Annotated in this window: 9 protein-coding genes, 3 tRNA genes and 3 rRNA genes; 3 read left to right on the top strand and 12 right to left on the bottom strand. The window is 52.3% G+C overall.

Annotated elements, in window-relative coordinates:
• Positions 1–3: 3 nt before the first annotated feature.
• Positions 4–79 (bottom strand) — tRNA-Thr (locus tag IP582_RS01220).
• Positions 80–968: 889 nt separating this feature from the next.
• On the opposite strand from IP582_RS01220, the gene coaA reads away from it, so the two are divergent.
• Complete coding sequence (gene coaA / locus IP582_RS01215; RefSeq protein WP_039076759.1) at positions 969–1919, top strand: type I pantothenate kinase; 951 nt, start codon at positions 969–971, stop codon at positions 1917–1919.
• A 30-nt stretch (positions 1920–1949) separates the two neighbouring features.
• Here the strand turns inward: coaA and birA are convergent, their stop codons facing one another.
• The 11 genes from birA to pepQ form a co-directional block, all read right to left on the bottom strand.
• Positions 1950–2912, bottom strand: a complete 963-nt coding sequence (gene birA / locus IP582_RS01210; RefSeq protein WP_193794854.1) for a bifunctional biotin--[acetyl-CoA-carboxylase] ligase/biotin operon repressor BirA — start codon at positions 2910–2912, stop codon at positions 1950–1952.
• On the bottom strand, positions 2909–3937 hold the full coding sequence (gene murB, locus IP582_RS01205; RefSeq protein ID WP_193794853.1) for a UDP-N-acetylmuramate dehydrogenase: 1029 nt from the start codon (positions 3935–3937) through the stop codon (positions 2909–2911). Before murB ends, birA begins: the two co-directional genes overlap by 4 nt.
• 136 nt (positions 3938–4073) lie before the next feature.
• A 5S ribosomal RNA gene (rrf, locus tag IP582_RS01200) occupies positions 4074–4189 on the bottom strand.
• 195 nt (positions 4190–4384) lie between these two features.
• Positions 4385–7286, bottom strand: a 23S ribosomal RNA gene (locus IP582_RS01195).
• A gap of 175 nt (positions 7287–7461) precedes the next feature.
• Positions 7462–7537, bottom strand: a tRNA-Ala gene (locus IP582_RS01190).
• 108 nt (positions 7538–7645) lie between these two features.
• Positions 7646–7722 (bottom strand) — tRNA-Ile (locus IP582_RS01185).
• 70 nt (positions 7723–7792) lie between these two features.
• A 16S ribosomal RNA gene (locus tag IP582_RS01180) occupies positions 7793–9332 on the bottom strand.
• The 16S, 23S and 5S rRNA genes sit together here with 2 tRNA genes alongside, the layout of an rRNA operon.
• Positions 9333–9726: 394 nt before the next feature.
• Entirely contained in the window at positions 9727–10269 is a 543-nt protein-coding gene (hemG, locus tag IP582_RS01175; RefSeq protein ID WP_039077072.1) for a menaquinone-dependent protoporphyrinogen IX dehydrogenase, read from the bottom strand.
• 11 nt (positions 10270–10280) lie between these two features.
• The gene (trkH, locus tag IP582_RS01170) at positions 10281–11732 is read right to left on the bottom strand and encodes a Trk system potassium transporter TrkH (RefSeq protein WP_039077071.1); all 1452 of its coding nucleotides are present in this window, start codon (positions 11730–11732) and stop codon (positions 10281–10283) included.
• Between the two features lie 39 nt (positions 11733–11771).
• Positions 11772–12386 (bottom strand): IMPACT family protein, encoded by a 615-nt coding sequence (locus tag IP582_RS01165; RefSeq protein WP_193794852.1) that lies wholly within the window; start codon positions 12384–12386, stop codon positions 11772–11774.
• Entirely contained in the window at positions 12386–13717 is a 1332-nt protein-coding gene (pepQ, locus tag IP582_RS01160) for a Xaa-Pro dipeptidase (protein ID WP_079498544.1), read from the bottom strand. The genes IP582_RS01165 and pepQ overlap by 1 nt, the downstream gene beginning before the upstream one ends.
• A 188-nt stretch (positions 13718–13905) precedes the next feature.
• Here pepQ and fadB point away from each other — a divergent pair, with 188 nt between their 5' ends.
• Both fadB and fadA read left to right on the top strand, forming a co-directional pair.
• The gene (fadB, locus tag IP582_RS01155; RefSeq protein ID WP_193794851.1) at positions 13906–16095 is read left to right on the top strand and encodes a fatty acid oxidation complex subunit alpha FadB; all 2190 of its coding nucleotides are present in this window, start codon (positions 13906–13908) and stop codon (positions 16093–16095) included.
• Between the two features lie 9 nt (positions 16096–16104).
• On the top strand, positions 16105–17268 hold the full coding sequence (fadA, locus tag IP582_RS01150) for an acetyl-CoA C-acyltransferase FadA (RefSeq protein WP_193794850.1): 1164 nt from the start codon (positions 16105–16107) through the stop codon (positions 17266–17268).
• Positions 17269–17352: the final 84 nt, after the last annotated feature.

The raw sequence follows: 17352 nt of genomic DNA, 5'->3' as shown, positions 1-17352 counted from the left end.
TGATGGTGCCGACTACCGGAATCGAACTGGTGACCTACTGATTACAAGTCAGTTGCTCTACCTACTGAGCTAAGTCGGCATCAAGTAGCGCGCATTCTAGGGAGACAGAGCGCTTGATGCAACTAAAAAATTGCACAAATTGTTCTATCGCTCACATTTTGCACGACAAGGCCGTTAAATGCTGCTATTTCAAGCAAATCAGTGGAAAAAACCAGGATCGTGGCAGCTATTGGAGACCATACCTCCTCGCCGTTTATGGCGAACGCACCTCCCATCACTCTGTATAAAGTGCCTTTGCTTCGCCCTGATGCCGTTTTTTAACCAATCAAGAAGAAATCCCTTATTGAGGAGAGCGTGATGCATATCACCTGTACGTGGGAGTATCACTGCAAAAAGGGTCTTTCCGTTTACTGCGAGGAACTTGCCAATTTGTTGTGCAGGTCGTTCAGAGGGACGAAACGAATGGTCATCTTCGTAACATCATCCATTAAGATAAATAAGGTACACTCTCAGCTCCGCCGAAGCGGTTCTGGCTAATGCCTTATTAATAGGTTTGAGAAAGCGGGTTATGCATGGCAACGCAACCTTCTTTATCACTAAGCAGAGGCCGGTTTGCATATAGAAGGTTTCTACAGTAGCAGGGACGACACTGCCTGCCTAAATAGCGGTTTTCCTGAACTCAGCAGATGGAAACACACATTCAACCGCGATTTATTACAAACGCTTATTCGTGGTAATTCCGTTATCTCGCGCTATTGCCTGCCAGTCTCTAAAACGTGATGCTTTCCCCGGAAAGCATCATGCAGACGCGATTTTTCATATTATTCCCTGTCATCTGGTGTTAACCTCCTGCCCATTGTCCTAACTTATATCAATAACGTCGCGCCATCACATTACCTTAAAAGAAGGCTTCTCGCTCCGTGTCGGAAGCATACGTGGCGAGCCACCATGGCAGGCAGAAAAAGCTTATGAGTAAAAAAGAGCAAACGTTAATGACCCCGTACTTGCAGTTCAATCGTAGCCAGTGGGCTGCGCTTCGTGATTCAGTGCCGATGACGCTCACTGAGGGTGAAATCGCGCGGTTAAAAGGCATTAATGAAGATCTCTCTTTGGAAGAGGTTGCAGAGATTTATCTGCCGTTATCGCGTTTGCTCAATTTTTATATCAGTTCGAATTTACGTCGTCAGGCTGTGCTTGAACAATTCTTAGGCACGAATGGACAAAGAATACCTTATATCATCAGCATCGCAGGTAGCGTTGCTGTGGGCAAAAGCACCACTGCACGTGTATTGCAGGCTTTATTAAGTCGCTGGCCGGAGCATCGCCGCGTTGAATTAATCACCACCGATGGCTTTTTGCATCCTAATCAGGTTTTAAAAGATCGTGGCCTGATGAAGAAGAAAGGGTTTCCGCAATCTTATGATATGCACCGTCTGGTGAAATTCGTTTCCGATATTAAATCCGGCGTGCCAAACGTTACTGCACCAGTATATTCACATTTAATTTACGATGTGATCCCGGACGGAGATAAAACGGTAACTCAACCGGATATTCTGATCCTGGAAGGGCTCAACGTATTACAAAGCGGTATGGATTATCCTCATGACCCTCATCATGTATTTGTTTCTGACTTTGTCGACTTCTCTATTTATGTCGATGCGCCGGAAGAGTTACTACAGAAATGGTATATCAATCGCTTCCTGAAATTCCGTGAAGGGGCTTTCGCCGATCCGGATTCTTATTTCCATAACTATGCGAAATTGACCGAAGAAGAAGCCATCAATATAGCCACATCCCTTTGGAAGGAAATTAACTGGCTAAATTTGAAAGAAAATATCCTTCCAACCCGTGAGCGTGCAAGCCTCGTTATGACCAAGAGTGCCGACCACGCGGTCGAGCAAGTACGCCTGCGAAAATAAAACAAGGGGAGCGAAATGCTCCCCATTTTATTATTCGGCACTGCGTAAGGAAATTTCACCACCCATCCAGGGTTTAATTACTCCATCCTGTTCAAGTAACAATGCACCTTGTGCATCAATGCCACGCGAGATACCAAATATTTCTCTCTCGCCGATGATCAATTTCACCGGGCGATCGATAAAGTTATCCAGTTTCTTCCAGCGAGAGAGCCAGGGGCTTAACCCTTCTTGTTCAAAAGACTGTAGCGCAACACGTAATTCATTAATCAGACGGACAGCGAGCGTATTGCGATCAATGACTACACCCGCTTCTTGCAGGTTAACCCAGCCTTGATTGATCACGTCACTTTCCGCATGGCGCATGGCAAGGTTGATGCCAGCCCCTATCACGATCTGCGCAGCATCGCCGGTTTTACCGGTTAATTCAACGAGGATACCGGCAAGTTTACGGTCACCCAAATACAGATCATTGGGCCATTTCACCCGAACATTTTCTGCGCCAAGTTCTTGCAGAACTTCTGCCATGATAATGCCAATGACCAGACTTAATCCGATGGCCGCAGCCGGACCTTGTTCAAGACGCCAGTACATGGAGAGATAGAGATTCGCACCAAAGGGAGAGAACCACTTACGCCCACGCCGACCACGCCCCGCCTGCTGGTATTCTGCGACACAGGCATCACCGGATCGCAGCTCGCCGATACGATCCAGCAGGTATTGGTTAGTGGAATCAATAACCGGCAATACGGCCACTTTACCTGTTTGAACCTGCGTTACGATCAGTTCTTCATTCAACAATTGGATGGGTTCAGGAAGACTGTAACCTTTACCGGGCACGGTGAATACATCCACCCCCCAGTCACGCAGGGTTTGAATGTGTTTATTGATAGCTGCACGACTCATGCCCAGCCGCTCACCGAGCTGTTCACCAGAATGGAATTCACCATCAGCAAGGATAGAGACCAGGGTTAATGGAATGGTGTTGTCTTTCATGCAATCACCTCCACGGCATTGACTTCGCCACGATGGCCGATAAAACGCACCTCCGGTTCCAGCCAGACATTAAACTTCGCGCCAACCTGTTCACGTACATGGTGAGCCAGGCGGACAACATCTTTACTGGTCGCGTGATTTTGATTGATTAGCACCAGTGCCTGTAACGGATGAACGGCTGCCCCACCAATAGATACACCTTTTAATTGGCATTGATCGATAAGCCATCCGGCAGCGAATTTTACTGTGCCGTCAGGTTGAGGGTAATGGGGAGCTTTCGGAGACTTTTCCAGTAGCGCGGCGGCCTGTTCGGCACTCACAACCGGATTTTTAAAGAAGCTACCGGCATTACCGTTTACTTTCGGATCGGGCAACTTACTGGTACGCATGCGGCAAACTTCTTCAAAAACGTTCTGCGGTGTTACGGTTGCCGGGTCCAGACGCGTCAGATCGCCATAAGTCAGAACCGGCTGCCACTGCTTAGGTAAGCGCAACCCAACCGCGACGATTGCGTAGCGATCCTGATACTCATGTTTGAAGATACTGTCACGGTAGCCAAAGCGGCAAGCTTCTGCCGTTAATCGGCGGGTATTTCCCGTACTCAACTCTACACAGTCGACATAGGCGCAAACGCGCTGCAATTCAACACCGTATGCGCCGATGTTCTGGATAGGCGATGACCCAACACAACCGGGGATCAACGCAAGGTTTTCCAGACCGGGCATTCCATGCGAGAGTGTAAATTGCACGAGTTGATGCCAGATTTCTCCCGCACCAACATGTACATGCCAGGCCTCGGCGCTTTCCTCAGTTTCAATACCCAGGATGCGGTTAATAATGACCGTACCCGTGAAATCTTCCAGGAAAAGAACATTACTGCCCTCACCCAGCATCAATACGGGCTGTTCATTACGTACGGATTCCTGCCACGCTTCAAGTAGTTGCTGCACGCTTTCAGCACGTATTATTTTATTTGCATTGTGATCAATGCCGAAGGTATTCCAGGGCTTAAGGGAGTGGTTCATAGACGCTGTCCTGATGCAAAAACCCGGCTAGTTTACCGCATATACAAAGTGAGCGCTTGTGGTTATATGGGAGGTTTCTTGAGGGATAAAAACGCAAAAAGCCCATCCGTGAGGATGGGCTTCTTACTTGTCTGATGCCTGGCAGTTCCCTACTCTCACATGGGGAGACCCCACACTACCATCGGCGCTACGGCGTTTCACTTCTGAGTTCGGCATGGGGTCAGGTGGGACCACCGCGCTAAAGCCGCCAGGCAAATTCTTTGTGCTCGTCCTGTGTCTTTTGTGCTGATACTGCGTTGGCTGCTCTTGCGAACGTCAGTCACATACTTCAGTATGCTCCTTCCGTTGCTGTGTTTGCCGCCTTGTCTCAGCGCAAAATCCTTCGGACTCTGAATCTAAGCTGAAAATCTTCTCTTCTCAAATCCGCCAAAACATCTTCGGCGTTGTAAGGTTAAGCCTCACGGTTCATTAGTACCGGTTAGCTCAACGCATCGCTGCGCTTACACACCCGGCCTATCAACGTCGTCGTCTTCAACGTTCCTTTAGTGGACTTAAAGTCCAAGGGAAGACTCATCTCGGGGCAAGTTTCGTGCTTAGATGCTTTCAGCACTTATCTCTTCCGCATGTAGCTACCGGGCAGTGCCATTGGCATGACAACCCGAACACCAGTGATGCGTCCACTCCGGTCCTCTCGTACTAGGAGCAGCCCCCCTCAATCTTCCAGCGCCCACGGCAGATAGGGACCGAACTGTCTCACGACGTTCTAAACCCAGCTCGCGTACCACTTTAAATGGCGAACAGCCATACCCTTGGGACCTACTTCAGCCCCAGGATGTGATGAGCCGACATCGAGGTGCCAAACACCGCCGTCGATATGAACTCTTGGGCGGTATCAGCCTGTTATCCCCGGAGTACCTTTTATCCGTTGAGCGATGGCCCTTCCATTCAGAACCACCGGATCACTATGACCTGCTTTCGCACCTGCTCGCGCCGTCACGCTCGCAGTCAAGCTGGCTTATGCCATTGCACTAACCTCCTGATGTCCGACCAGGATTAGCCAACCTTCGTGCTCCTCCGTTACTCTTTGGGAGGAGACCGCCCCAGTCAAACTACCCACCAGACACTGTCCGCAACCCGGATCACGGGTCCACGTTAGAACATCAAACATTAAAGGGTGGTATTTCAAGGTTGGCTCCATGCAGACTGGCGTCCACACTTCAAAGCCTCCCACCTATCCTACACATCAAGGCTCAATGTTCAGTGTCAAGCTATAGTAAAGGTTCACGGGGTCTTTCCGTCTTGCCGCGGGTACACTGCATCTTCACAGCGAGTTCAATTTCACTGAGTCTCGGGTGGAGACAGCCTGGCCATCATTACGCCATTCGTGCAGGTCGGAACTTACCCGACAAGGAATTTCGCTACCTTAGGACCGTTATAGTTACGGCCGCCGTTTACCGGGGCTTCGATCAAGAGCTTCTCCTTACGGATAACCCCATCAATTAACCTTCCGGCACCGGGCAGGCGTCACACCGTATACGTCCACTTTCGTGTTTGCACAGTGCTGTGTTTTTAATAAACAGTTGCAGCCAGCTGGTATCTTCGACTGATTTCAGCTCCACCCGCAGGGGCTTCACCTACATATCAGCGTGCCTTCTCCCGAAGTTACGGCACCATTTTGCCTAGTTCCTTCACCCGAGTTCTCTCAAGCGCCTTGGTATTCTCTACCTGACCACCTGTGTCGGTTTGGGGTACGATTTCGTGTTACCTGATGCTTAGAGGCTTTTCCTGGAAGCAGGGCATTTGTTACTTCATCACCGTAGTGACTCGTCATCACACCTCAGCCTTGGTTATCCGGATTTGCCTGGATAACCAGCATACATGCTTAAACCGGGACAACCGTCGCCCGGCTAACATAGCCTTCTCCGTCCCCCCTTCGCAGTAACACCAAGTACAGGAATATTAACCTGTTTCCCATCGACTACGCCTTTCGGCCTCGCCTTAGGGGTCGACTCACCCTGCCCCGATTAACGTTGGACAGGAACCCTTGGTCTTCCGGCGAGCGGGCTTTTCACCCGCTTTATCGTTACTTATGTCAGCATTCGCACTTCTGATACCTCCAGCATGCCTCACAGCACACCTTCGCAGGCTTACAGAACGCTCCCCTACCCAACAACACATAGTGTCGCTGCCGCAGCTTCGGTGCATGGTTTAGCCCCGTTACATCTTCCGCGCAGGCCGACTCGACCAGTGAGCTATTACGCTTTCTTTAAATGATGGCTGCTTCTAAGCCAACATCCTGGCTGTCTGTGCCTTCCCACATCGTTTCCCACTTAACCATGACTTTGGGACCTTAGCTGGCGGTCTGGGTTGTTTCCCTCTTCACGACGGACGTTAGCACCCGCCGTGTGTCTCCCGTGATAACATTCTCCGGTATTCGTAGTTTGCATCGGGTTGGTAAGCCGGGATGGCCCCCTAGCCGAAACAGTGCTCTACCCCCGGAGATGAGTTCACGAGGCGCTACCTAAATAGCTTTCGGGGAGAACCAGCTATCTCCCGGTTTGATTGGCCTTTCACCCCCAGCCACAAGTCATCCGCTAATTTTTCAACATTAGTCGGTTCGGTCCTCCAGTTAGTGTTACCCAACCTTCAACCTGCCCATGGCTAGATCACCGGGTTTCGGGTCTATACCCTGCAACTTAACGCCCAGTTAAGACTCGGTTTCCCTTCGGCTCCCCTATTCGGTTAACCTTGCTACAGAATATAAGTCGCTGACCCATTATACAAAAGGTACGCAGTCACACCACGAAGGTGCTCCCACTGCTTGTACGTACACGGTTTCAGGTTCTTTTTCACTCCCCTCGCCGGGGTTCTTTTCGCCTTTCCCTCACGGTACTGGTTCACTATCGGTCAGTCAGGAGTATTTAGCCTTGGAGGATGGTCCCCCCATATTCAGACAGGATACCACGTGTCCCGCCCTACTCATCGAGCTCACAGCCTGTGTGCTTTCGTGTACGGGGCTGTCACCCTGTATCGCGCGACTTTCCAGACGCTTCCACTAACACACAAGCTGATTCAGGCTCTGGGCTGCTCCCCGTTCGCTCGCCGCTACTGGGGGAATCTCGGTTGATTTCTTTTCCTCGGGGTACTTAGATGTTTCAGTTCCCCCGGTTCGCCTCGTTTGACTATGTATTCATCAAACGATAGTGCAACGAATTGCACTGGGTTTCCCCATTCGGACATCGCCGGGTCAAAGGTTCATATCACCTCGCCGGCGCTTTTCGCAGATTAGCACGTCCTTCATCGCCTCTGACTGCCAGGGCATCCACCGTGTACGCTTAGTCGCTTAACCTCACAACCCGAAGATGTTTCGTAAAACATCATCGTGTCGCGAAAATTTGAGAGACTCGAACACACTTTCGTGTGTCGTTTCAATTTTCAGCTTGATCCAGATTTTTAAAGAGCAAAACTTCGCAGTGCACCTTTTCAGGTTCACTCTGAAGTTTTCTTGTGTTCGCAGTAAAAGATGGTGGAGCTATGCGGGATCGAACCGCAGACCTCCTGCGTGCAAAGCAGGCGCTCTCCCAGCTGAGCTATAGCCCCATCGTAGTTAAATCTCACCAACCTTAATTACTGTTGAGGCAAGGCGTGGTGACACGAAGCATACTTAAAATATGTGAGTGTCGCCGCAACGCAGCATCAGCAGGAATTTGGTAGGCCTGAGTGGACTTGAACCACCGACCTCACCCTTATCAGGGGTGCGCTCTAACCACCTGAGCTACAAGCCTGCAGAGATTTCTTACTGCTCTATTTCATCAGACAATCTGTGTGGACACTACAAAGGCAGGTTCTTTAAGGTAAGGAGGTGATCCAACCGCAGGTTCCCCTACGGTTACCTTGTTACGACTTCACCCCAGTCATGAATCACAAAGTGGTAAGCGCCCTCCCGAAGGTTAAGCTACCTACTTCTTTTGCAACCCACTCCCATGGTGTGACGGGCGGTGTGTACAAGGCCCGGGAACGTATTCACCGTGGCATTCTGATCCACGATTACTAGCGATTCCGACTTCATGGAGTCGAGTTGCAGACTCCAATCCGGACTACGACATACTTTATGAGGTCCGCTTGCTCTCGCGAGGTCGCTTCTCTTTGTATATGCCATTGTAGCACGTGTGTAGCCCTGGTCGTAAGGGCCATGATGACTTGACGTCATCCCCACCTTCCTCCAGTTTATCACTGGCAGTCTCCTTTGAGTTCCCGGCCGGACCGCTGGCAACAAAGGATAAGGGTTGCGCTCGTTGCGGGACTTAACCCAACATTTCACAACACGAGCTGACGACAGCCATGCAGCACCTGTCTCACGGCTCCCGAAGGCACTAAGGCATCTCTGCCGAATTCCGTGGATGTCAAGACCAGGTAAGGTTCTTCGCGTTGCATCGAATTAAACCACATGCTCCACCGCTTGTGCGGGCCCCCGTCAATTCATTTGAGTTTTAACCTTGCGGCCGTACTCCCCAGGCGGTCGACTTAACGCGTTAGCTCCGGAAGCCACGCCTCAAGGGCACAACCTCCAAGTCGACATCGTTTACGGCGTGGACTACCAGGGTATCTAATCCTGTTTGCTCCCCACGCTTTCGCACCTGAGCGTCAGTCTTTGTCCAGGGGGCCGCCTTCGCCACCGGTATTCCTCCAGATCTCTACGCATTTCACCGCTACACCTGGAATTCTACCCCCCTCTACAAGACTCAAGCCTGCCAGTTTCGAATGCAGTTCCCAGGTTGAGCCCGGGGATTTCACATCCGACTTGACAGACCGCCTGCGTGCGCTTTACGCCCAGTAATTCCGATTAACGCTTGCACCCTCCGTATTACCGCGGCTGCTGGCACGGAGTTAGCCGGTGCTTCTTCTGCGGGTAACGTCAATCAACACGGTTATTAACCGTATTGCCTTCCTCCCCGCTGAAAGTGCTTTACAACCCGAAGGCCTTCTTCACACACGCGGCATGGCTGCATCAGGCTTGCGCCCATTGTGCAATATTCCCCACTGCTGCCTCCCGTAGGAGTCTGGACCGTGTCTCAGTTCCAGTGTGGCTGGTCATCCTCTCAGACCAGCTAGGGATCGTCGCCTTGGTGAGCCATTACCTCACCAACTAGCTAATCCCATCTGGGCACATCCGATGGCAAGAGGCCCGAAGGTCCCCCTCTTTGGTCTTGCGACATTATGCGGTATTAGCTACCGTTTCCAGTAGTTATCCCCCTCCATCGGGCAGTTTCCCAGACATTACTCACCCGTCCGCCACTCGTCACCCGAGAGCAAGCTCTCTGTGCTACCGTTCGACTTGCATGTGTTAGGCCTGCCGCCAGCGTTCAATCTGAGCCATGATCAAACTCTTCAATTTAAAAGTTTGATGCTCGTAGAATTAAACTTCGTAATGAATTACGTGTTCACTCTGTGAGACTTGGTATTCATTTAGTGTCCGAAGACATTAAGAATCCATGTCACTTTGAGTGCCCACACAGATTGTCTGATAAATTGTTAAAGAGCAGTGCCGCTTCGTTTTTCGCTGCGGCGCGGGGTGTGCATATTACGCCTTCCCGCTGCAGAGTCAAGTGTTTATTTTCACTTTTCTCTGCGGAATTCTCACCGGCATTCGCCTGAGAACCCCGCTGACCCGGCGGCTTGCTTGCCGTTGTTCCGTGTCAGTGGAGGCGCATTATAGGGAGTTCTTGTGAAGTGACAAGCATAAAATTCAAAAAAATTATTGTTCGCTCATATTTCATTCATAGCGGCGGTTAAAGCGGCGCTTTGCTGTTTAACTGAGCGATTTTGCGCGCAAATTCGGTCACCTGCTGCCAGTCGGTGTAGACCACTTCTTTACGGGTATCCGTTTCGCCACCCGTCATCTTCATAATGAGTTGAATCATCAGACGATCAAACCAGCGATAACGCGGGTAACGCAGCGCGCCTGCAAACACGACGCACTCATCAGGACGCCATGGCGAACGCAGCAAAAACTTACGGGTGTAGTTGTTAGTCTGTGGGGTGCGCTTCTCGGGCTTGCGCGCGACAAGGTTTACAGAGAAGAACGCGCCGGGCAGCGCATTCAGGTTTTTCTGGTGCTGCTTTACGAAATTGTCCAGCGCCGGGTTGAAATGACCATAACGAATAGAAGCGCCGATGACGACGCGCTCATAGGCTGACCAGTCAATCGTCCCGACACGATTGAGATTGAGCACATCGGTACTCACCCCCAGCTCGCTTAATTGCGAGGCCAGATAAGCGGCAATCTCACGCGTTTGTCCATCACGAGTAGAAAACAAAATTAGCGTTTTCACGTATAGCTCCCTTATTCGCGCCAGAAGGTCGGCGTGAACAGTACCAATAAGGTAAAGACCTCAAGACGACCAAACAGCATATTGGCAATCAGGATCCATTTCGCAATCGGGTTCATGCTGGCGAAGTTATCCGCCACTACACCAAGCCCCGGGCCCAGATTATTGAGTGTCGCCACGACAGAAGCGAATGCGGAGAAGTCATCCACGCCGGTCGCAATGATAGCCAGCATGCTGACGATAAATACCAATGCATAGGCGGAGAAGAACCCCCATACCGCTTCAAGAATACGCTCCGGCAGGGCACGGTTCCCCAGTTTGATGCTATATACCGCATTCGGATGCACCAGACGTTTTAGTTCACGGTTACCCTGTTTAAACAGCAGCAGAATACGAATAACTTTCAGGCCGCCCCCCGTCGAGCCCGCGCAGCCGCCGATAAAGGCTGAGCAGAGCAATAGCACCGGCAGGAATAACGGCCAGCGAGAGATACTGTCGGTCGTGAACCCTGCGGTTGTCGCCATCGACACCACCTGGAAGAAAGCCTGGTTGAGCGTCGTCATCGCCGAACTGTAGACATTATGGAACCACAGCATCACGGTGCAGATCACCACCAGCGTCAACTGCACGCCGATGAACATGCGAAATTCGGGATCGCGCCAGTACACTTTCAGGCTGCGACCACTGAGTAAAGAGAAGTGCAGACCATAGTTACAGCCGGATATCAGAAGGAAGATGGCGATAATGGTGTTAATCGTAGGGCTGTCGAAGTAACCCACGCTGGCATCATGCGTCGAAAAGCCGCCAATCGCGATGGTTGAGAAGCTGTGCCCGATTGCATCGAAAGCGGGCATACCGGCAAACCACAATGCCAGCGCACAGGCGATAGTCAGCAATACATAAATGAGCCACAGCGTCTTCGCTGTTTCGGCAATACGCGGACGCATTTTATTGTCTTTCAGCGGCCCTGGCATTTCAGCGCGATAGAGCTGCATACCCCCGACGCCCAGAATAGGCAGAATCGCGACCGCCAGCACAATGATCCCCATACCACCAAACCACTGCAGCATCTGACGATAAAAGAGAATGGCATGAGGCAACGAGTCCAGCCCCACCAGCGTGGTGGCCCCCGTCGTCGTTAACCCAGAGAACGATTCGAAAAAAGCATCCGTCACCGTCAGGTTTGGACTCTCAGAGAAGATAAAGGGCAACGCCCCCACACTACCCAGCACGGTCCAGAACAGCACAACGATCAGAAAACCCTCGCGCGATTTCAACTCACTCTTTTCACGGCGGTTAGGCCACCACAGCAGAGAGCCAATCGCCAGCGCGACAAAGAATGTCTGTGTGAATGCCCTTCCCGCGCCATCACGATAGATAAGTGCAACCAGCCCTGGCAGAATCATCGTCCCGGAAAAGAGAATGATCAGAAGTCCAACAATTCGGGTTATGGCACGAAAATGCATCTCTGCCGCTTCCTTAGGTACGCAAAAATTAGGTGGGGATTATTCTTCAATCTTGTGTAATTGCAACGCACCACGACTGAAATCAGCAAGTTTTGTTGAAAAAGCAGCCAGTTCAGATTGCGGGAGTGCCACCCGAAGCCGAACAAACGCCTCGTATTCACTCGCAACAATCTTGCCGGAAAACTGCCCCAGCAGGGTTTCAACCCCGGTCAACTGCCCATATTCACATTGCAAAGTATATTCGGTTAATGGCGTCTTGCGCAGCGTCGTCAACTGCGCAAGCGCCTGGCTCACACCGCCGCCGTAAGCTTTAACAAGTCCACCGGTCCCCAACAACACGCCACCGTAGTAGCGCACCACTACGGCGGTCATTTCCCCGACCCCACTTCCCATTAGCTGGGCGAGCATCGGTTTTCCGGCCGTACCCGCAGGTTCGCCATCATCAGAAAAGCCCAGTTGCCGCGAATCATTCGGCGGCCCGGCGACCCAGGCCACACAATGGTGTCGCGCATCCGGGTGTTCAGCACGTACTGACTCGACAAACGCCTTAGCCGCTTCCACACCATCAGTATGGGCCAGATATGTGATAAAACGGCTTTTCTTGATCTCTTCGACAAAGGTGACCGGCGCTGCCGGTATCAGCCAGCTATCCATTACGCCAGTTTCAAATCACGCGTCATGTTTTCGATACTGTTTTCGTGAATCACCACGTTGTCTTCGATACGAATGCCGCCAAATGGTTTAAGCGCCTCAATTTTCTGCCAGTTGAAGTGCTTGCTGAACGGGCCGTCACGCCATGGCGCCAGCAGTGATTCAATAAAGTAGATACCCGGCTCAATCGTCAGCACCATACGTGGTTGCAATACACGGGTACAACGCAGGTAAGGGTATTTGGACGGCGCCGCCAGGTGCGTACCGGTATCATCCTGCATAAAGCCTGCAACATCGTGCACCTGCAGGCCAAGCGGGTGACCAATGCCGTGTGGCATGAATGGGCCGGTCAGGTCATTTTCGACCATTGCCTCTTCGCTCATATCAGAGATTATCTGATGTTTACGCAGCAGCTTCGCAATACGTTGATGGAACTGGAGGTGGTACTCGGTGTAGTTAACACCCGACTTCATCGTAGCGATCAACGCCAGTTGTTCATCATTAACATCTTTGACCAGATGGGCATAATCGTTATCGCTGTTGGCCGACCAGGTGCGGGTCAGGTCTGCGGCATAACCGTTATATTCCGCCCCTGCATCCAGCAAGAAACTACGCAGTTCTGCCGGTGCGCGATGATCCAGTTTGGTGTAATGAAGGACGGCGGCGTGCTCATTGAGCGCCACAATATTGCTGTAAGGCACATCGGTATCGCGATGCCCGGTTGCGGTCAAATAAGCCAGGTTGATATCAAACTCACTCATCCCGGAACGGAACGCCTCTTCCGCCGCACGATGCCCCATTACCGCCGTTTTCTGCGCTTCACGCATACACGCCAGTTCGTAATCAGTTTTATAGGCGCGGTAATAGTGCAAGTAATCGATCACCCCTTTCGGGTTGATGTTACTGGCAGCGATATCCAGCGAAAGCGCGCGCTCGGGAACCGGGCCGATATACCCAATATTTCCGCGAGCAGCAGGTAACAGGCTGCCAATGCCGTCGGCTTTCGGCAGGGCAATCACCTCAACTTCGTCGGTCCAGAAGGAGGTCGGTAACGGCTCAACGTTGTGCCAGTAATCGACCGGCAGATAGAACCACAGTTTCGGTTTGTTAACGCCATCGACCAGCAACCAGCAATTTGGAACCTGTGTGACCGGAACCCAGGCTTTAAACTGCGGATTGACTTTGAAAGGGTACGGATGGTCGTCGAGAAAGACATTGAACAGTTCACCGGAGTGAATCAACAGCGCGTCCAGTTTAAAGCGGGCCAGCACGTCCCGGGTACGTTCCTGGAGCGTAACGATATGATTTTTATACAGCGCAGCCAGTGAGTCCATCATTCTTCCTTCTGTTTTTTGAGCTCAAGTTTTTGCATCTTAGCATACCTGATCCCGGTAGGGTGATTTCGGCTGAGCGTGATCAAACTAGCAATTCTTTAAAGATAAATTTGCAATTTATTAACATAAAAACCACACTCCGCTTCATCTGGTATGACCAGATCCCTTGCTGGATTCAGGAGACTGACATGCTCTACAAAGGCGATACCCTATATATCAACTGGCTGGAAGATGGCATTGCCGAACTGGTGTTCGATGCCCCCGGGTCGGTGAATAAGTTAGACACGGCTACCGTAGCCAGCCTCGGCCAGGCGCTGGACGTGCTGGAAAAACAGGCGGATTTAAAAGGCCTGCTGCTGCGCTCAGAAAAAGCGGCGTTTATTGTCGGTGCCGATATTACCGAATTCCTCTCTCTGTTCCTGGTTCCGGCAGAACAACTGAGTACCTGGCTGCACTTTGCCAATAGCGTGTTCAATCGCCTGGAAGATTTGCCGGTACCGACCATTTCTGCCGTAAACGGCTATGCGCTGGGCGGCGGCTGCGAGTGCGTGCTCGCCACCGACTACCGTCTGGCGACGCCGGATCTGCGCATCGGTCTGCCGGAAACGAAACTGGGCATCATGCCTGGTTTTGGCGGTTCCGTCCGTATGCCACGTCTGCTGGGCGCCGACAGTGCGCTGGAAATCATTGCCGCCGGGAAAGATGTTGGCGCCGAAGAGGCGCTGAAAATTGGCCTGGTCGATGGCGTAGTTCAGCCGGAAAAATTAAAAGCAGGCGCGGTGGCGATTTTACGTCAGGCGATTAACGGCGATCTCGACTGGAGAGCCAAACGCCAGCCGAAGCTGGAGCCGCTGCACTTAAGTAAAATCGAAGCCACCATGAGCTTTACGATTGCCAAAGGTATGGTCGCGCAGACAGCAGGTAAACATTACCCCGCCCCCATAACAGCGGTTAAAACCATTGAAGCAGCCGCTCGCTTTGGCCGTGAAGAAGCCCTGAAACTTGAAAATCAAAGTTTCGTTCCCCTGGCGCACAGTAAAGAAGCCCGCGCACTGGTCGGTATTTTCCTCAACGATCAATACGTGAAAGGCAAAGCGAAAAAACTGACCAAAGATGTCGAGACACCAAAACAGGCCGCCGTGCTGGGTGCGGGTATTATGGGCGGCGGTATTGCTTACCAGTCTGCCTGGAAAGGCGTGCCGGTCATTATGAAAGACATCAATGACAAATCGCTGACGCTGGGTATGAGTGAAGCGGGTAAGCTGCTTAATAAACAGCTTGAACGCGGCAAAATCGATGGACTAAAACTGGCCGGGGTCATTTCCACTATTCACCCGACCCTCGACTATGCCGGCTTTGAGCGCGTGGATGTCGTAGTCGAAGCGGTTGTTGAAAACCCGAAAGTGAAAAAAGCCGTTCTCGCAGAAACCGAAGAAAAGGTAAGCCCGGATACCGTCCTGGCGTCAAACACCTCCACGATCCCGATTTCCGAACTGGCAAGCGTGCTTAAACGCCCGGAAAACTTCTGCGGGATGCACTTCTTTAACCCGGTACACCGTATGCCGCTGGTTGAAGTCATTCGCGGTGAAAAAACGTCTGATAAGACCATCGCTAAAGTCGTGGCATGGGCGAGCAAAATGGGCAAAACACCGATCGTGGTGAATGACTGCCCGGGATTCTTCGTCAATCGCGTGTTGTTCCCTTATTTTGCCGGCTTTAGCCAGTTGCTGCGTGACGGTGCGGATTTCCGCAAAGTCGATAAAGTCATGGAGAAAGTCTTTGGCTGGCCAATGGGCCCGGCATATTTGCTGGATGTGGTCGGTATCGACACGGCTCATCACGCGCAAGCCGTCATGGCGGCGGGCTTCCCTCAGCGGATGCAGAAAGATTATCGCGATGCTATCGACGCATTGTTCGACGCTAACCGTTTCGGGCAGAAAAATGGCCTTGGCTTCTGGCGCTATAAAGAAGACAGCAAAGGCAAACCGAAGAAAGAAGAAGATGCCGAGGTAAATGCCCTGCTGGCAGAAGTTAGCCAGCCGAAGCGCGACTTTAGCGACGATGAGATTATCGCCCGTATGATGATCCCGATGGTCAATGAAGTGGTGCGCTGCCTGGAAGAAGGCATTATCGCCAGTCCGGCAGAAGCCGATATGGCGCTGGTCTACGGTCTCGGTTTCCCTCCGTTCCACGGCGGGGCATTCCGCTGGCTCGACACGCTTGGCAGCGCAAAATATCTCGATATGGCGCATCAGTTCCAGCACCTTGGCCCGCTCTATGAAGTCCCGGCCGGGCTGCGCGAGAAAGCGCGCCACAACGAAGCGTATTATCCCCCGGTTGAACCTGCCCGTCCGGCAGGCGAACTGAAAACGGCTTAAGGAGTCACAATGGAACAGGTTGTCATTGTCGATGCAATTCGCACCCCGATGGGCCGTTCAAAAGGCGGCGCATTTCGCAACGTGCGCGCGGAAGATCTCTCCGCGCACCTGATGCGCAGCCTGCTGGCGCGTAACCCGGCGCTGGACGCTTCTGCGATTGACGATATCTACTGGGGCTGTGTTCAGCAGACGCTGGAGCAGGGTTTCAACATTGCCCGCAACGCGTCATTGCTGGCGGAGATCCCCCATTCCGTACCTGCAGTGACCGTTAACCGTCTGTGTGGTTCATCAATGCAGGCGCTGCACGATGCCGCCCGAATGATCATGACCGGCGATGCGCAGGCCTGTCTGGTTGGCGGCGTGGAGCATATGGGTCATGTTCCGATGAGCCACGGTGTGGATTTCCATCCGGGTATGAGCCGCAATGTGGCGAAAGCCGCAGGAATGATGGGGCTTACCGCAGAGATGCTTTCCCGAATGCACGGCATCAGCCGCGAAATGCAGGACGCGTTTGGCGCGCGTTCTCATGCCCGCGCCTGGGCCGCCACACAGTCCGGGGCATTTAAAAATGAAATCATCCCCACCGGCGGTCACGATGCCGATGGCGTGTTAAAGCAATTTAATTATGACGAAGTCATTCGCCCGGAAACCACCGTTGAAGCGCTCTCGGCCTTAAGACCGGCGTTCGATCCGGTGAGCGGCACGGTCACTGCGGGGACCTCTTCCGCCTTGTCCGACGGCGCATCGGCAATGCTGGTCATGAGTGAGAGCCGTGCCCGCGAGTTAGGCCTGAAACCACGGGCGCGCGTACGTTCGATGGCTGTCGTCGGGTGCGACCCATCCATTATGGGTTATGGCCCGGTTCCGGCATCAAAGCTGGCGCTGAAAAAAGCGGGCCTGACCACCAGCGACATTGACCTGTTTGAAATGAACGAGGCCTTTGCCGCACAGATCCTACCGTGCATAAAAGATCTGGGGTTGATGGAGCAGATTGACGAGAAGATTAACCTCAACGGCGGTGCGATCGCGCTCGGCCATCCGCTGGGTTGTTCAGGTACGCGTATCAGCACTACCCTGCTCAACCTGATGGAGCGCAAAGATGCCCAGTTTGGTCTGGCGACCATGTGTATCGGGCTGGGTCAGGGCATCGCAACGGTGTTCGAGCGGGTATAACACGATGCCGGGGCGCTTCGCGTGCCCGGCTTACAAAAATTGATCTCAAAGACATTGGCGCCAGAACAAGACGGCAAGCGAATA

This window comes from Citrobacter sp. BDA59-3 (assembly GCF_015167655.1).
Lineage (GTDB): Bacteria > Pseudomonadota > Gammaproteobacteria > Enterobacterales > Enterobacteriaceae > Phytobacter > Phytobacter diazotrophicus.
This window is presented reverse-complemented; position numbering and strand designations above follow the sequence as displayed.

What these genes read in the sequence shown, in the direction of transcription:
- coaA (WP_039076759.1), top strand. Translation starts at nt 969, where the DNA reads ATGAGTAAAAAAGAGCAAACGTTAATGACCCCGTACTTGCAGTTCAAT.
- birA (WP_193794854.1), bottom strand. Translation starts at nt 2,912, where the DNA reads ATGAAAGACAACACCATTCCATTAACCCTGGTCTCTATCCTTGCTGAT.
- murB (WP_193794853.1), bottom strand. Translation starts at nt 3,937, where the DNA reads ATGAACCACTCCCTTAAGCCCTGGAATACCTTCGGCATTGATCACAAT.
- trkH (WP_039077071.1), bottom strand. Translation starts at nt 11,732, where the DNA reads ATGCATTTTCGTGCCATAACCCGAATTGTTGGACTTCTGATCATTCTC.
- IP582_RS01165 (WP_193794852.1), bottom strand. Translation starts at nt 12,386, where the DNA reads ATGGATAGCTGGCTGATACCGGCAGCGCCGGTCACCTTTGTCGAAGAG.
- pepQ (WP_079498544.1), bottom strand. Translation starts at nt 13,717, where the DNA reads ATGGACTCACTGGCTGCGCTGTATAAAAATCATATCGTTACGCTCCAG.
- fadB (WP_193794851.1), top strand. Translation starts at nt 13,906, where the DNA reads ATGCTCTACAAAGGCGATACCCTATATATCAACTGGCTGGAAGATGGC.
- fadA (WP_193794850.1), top strand. Translation starts at nt 16,105, where the DNA reads ATGGAACAGGTTGTCATTGTCGATGCAATTCGCACCCCGATGGGCCGT.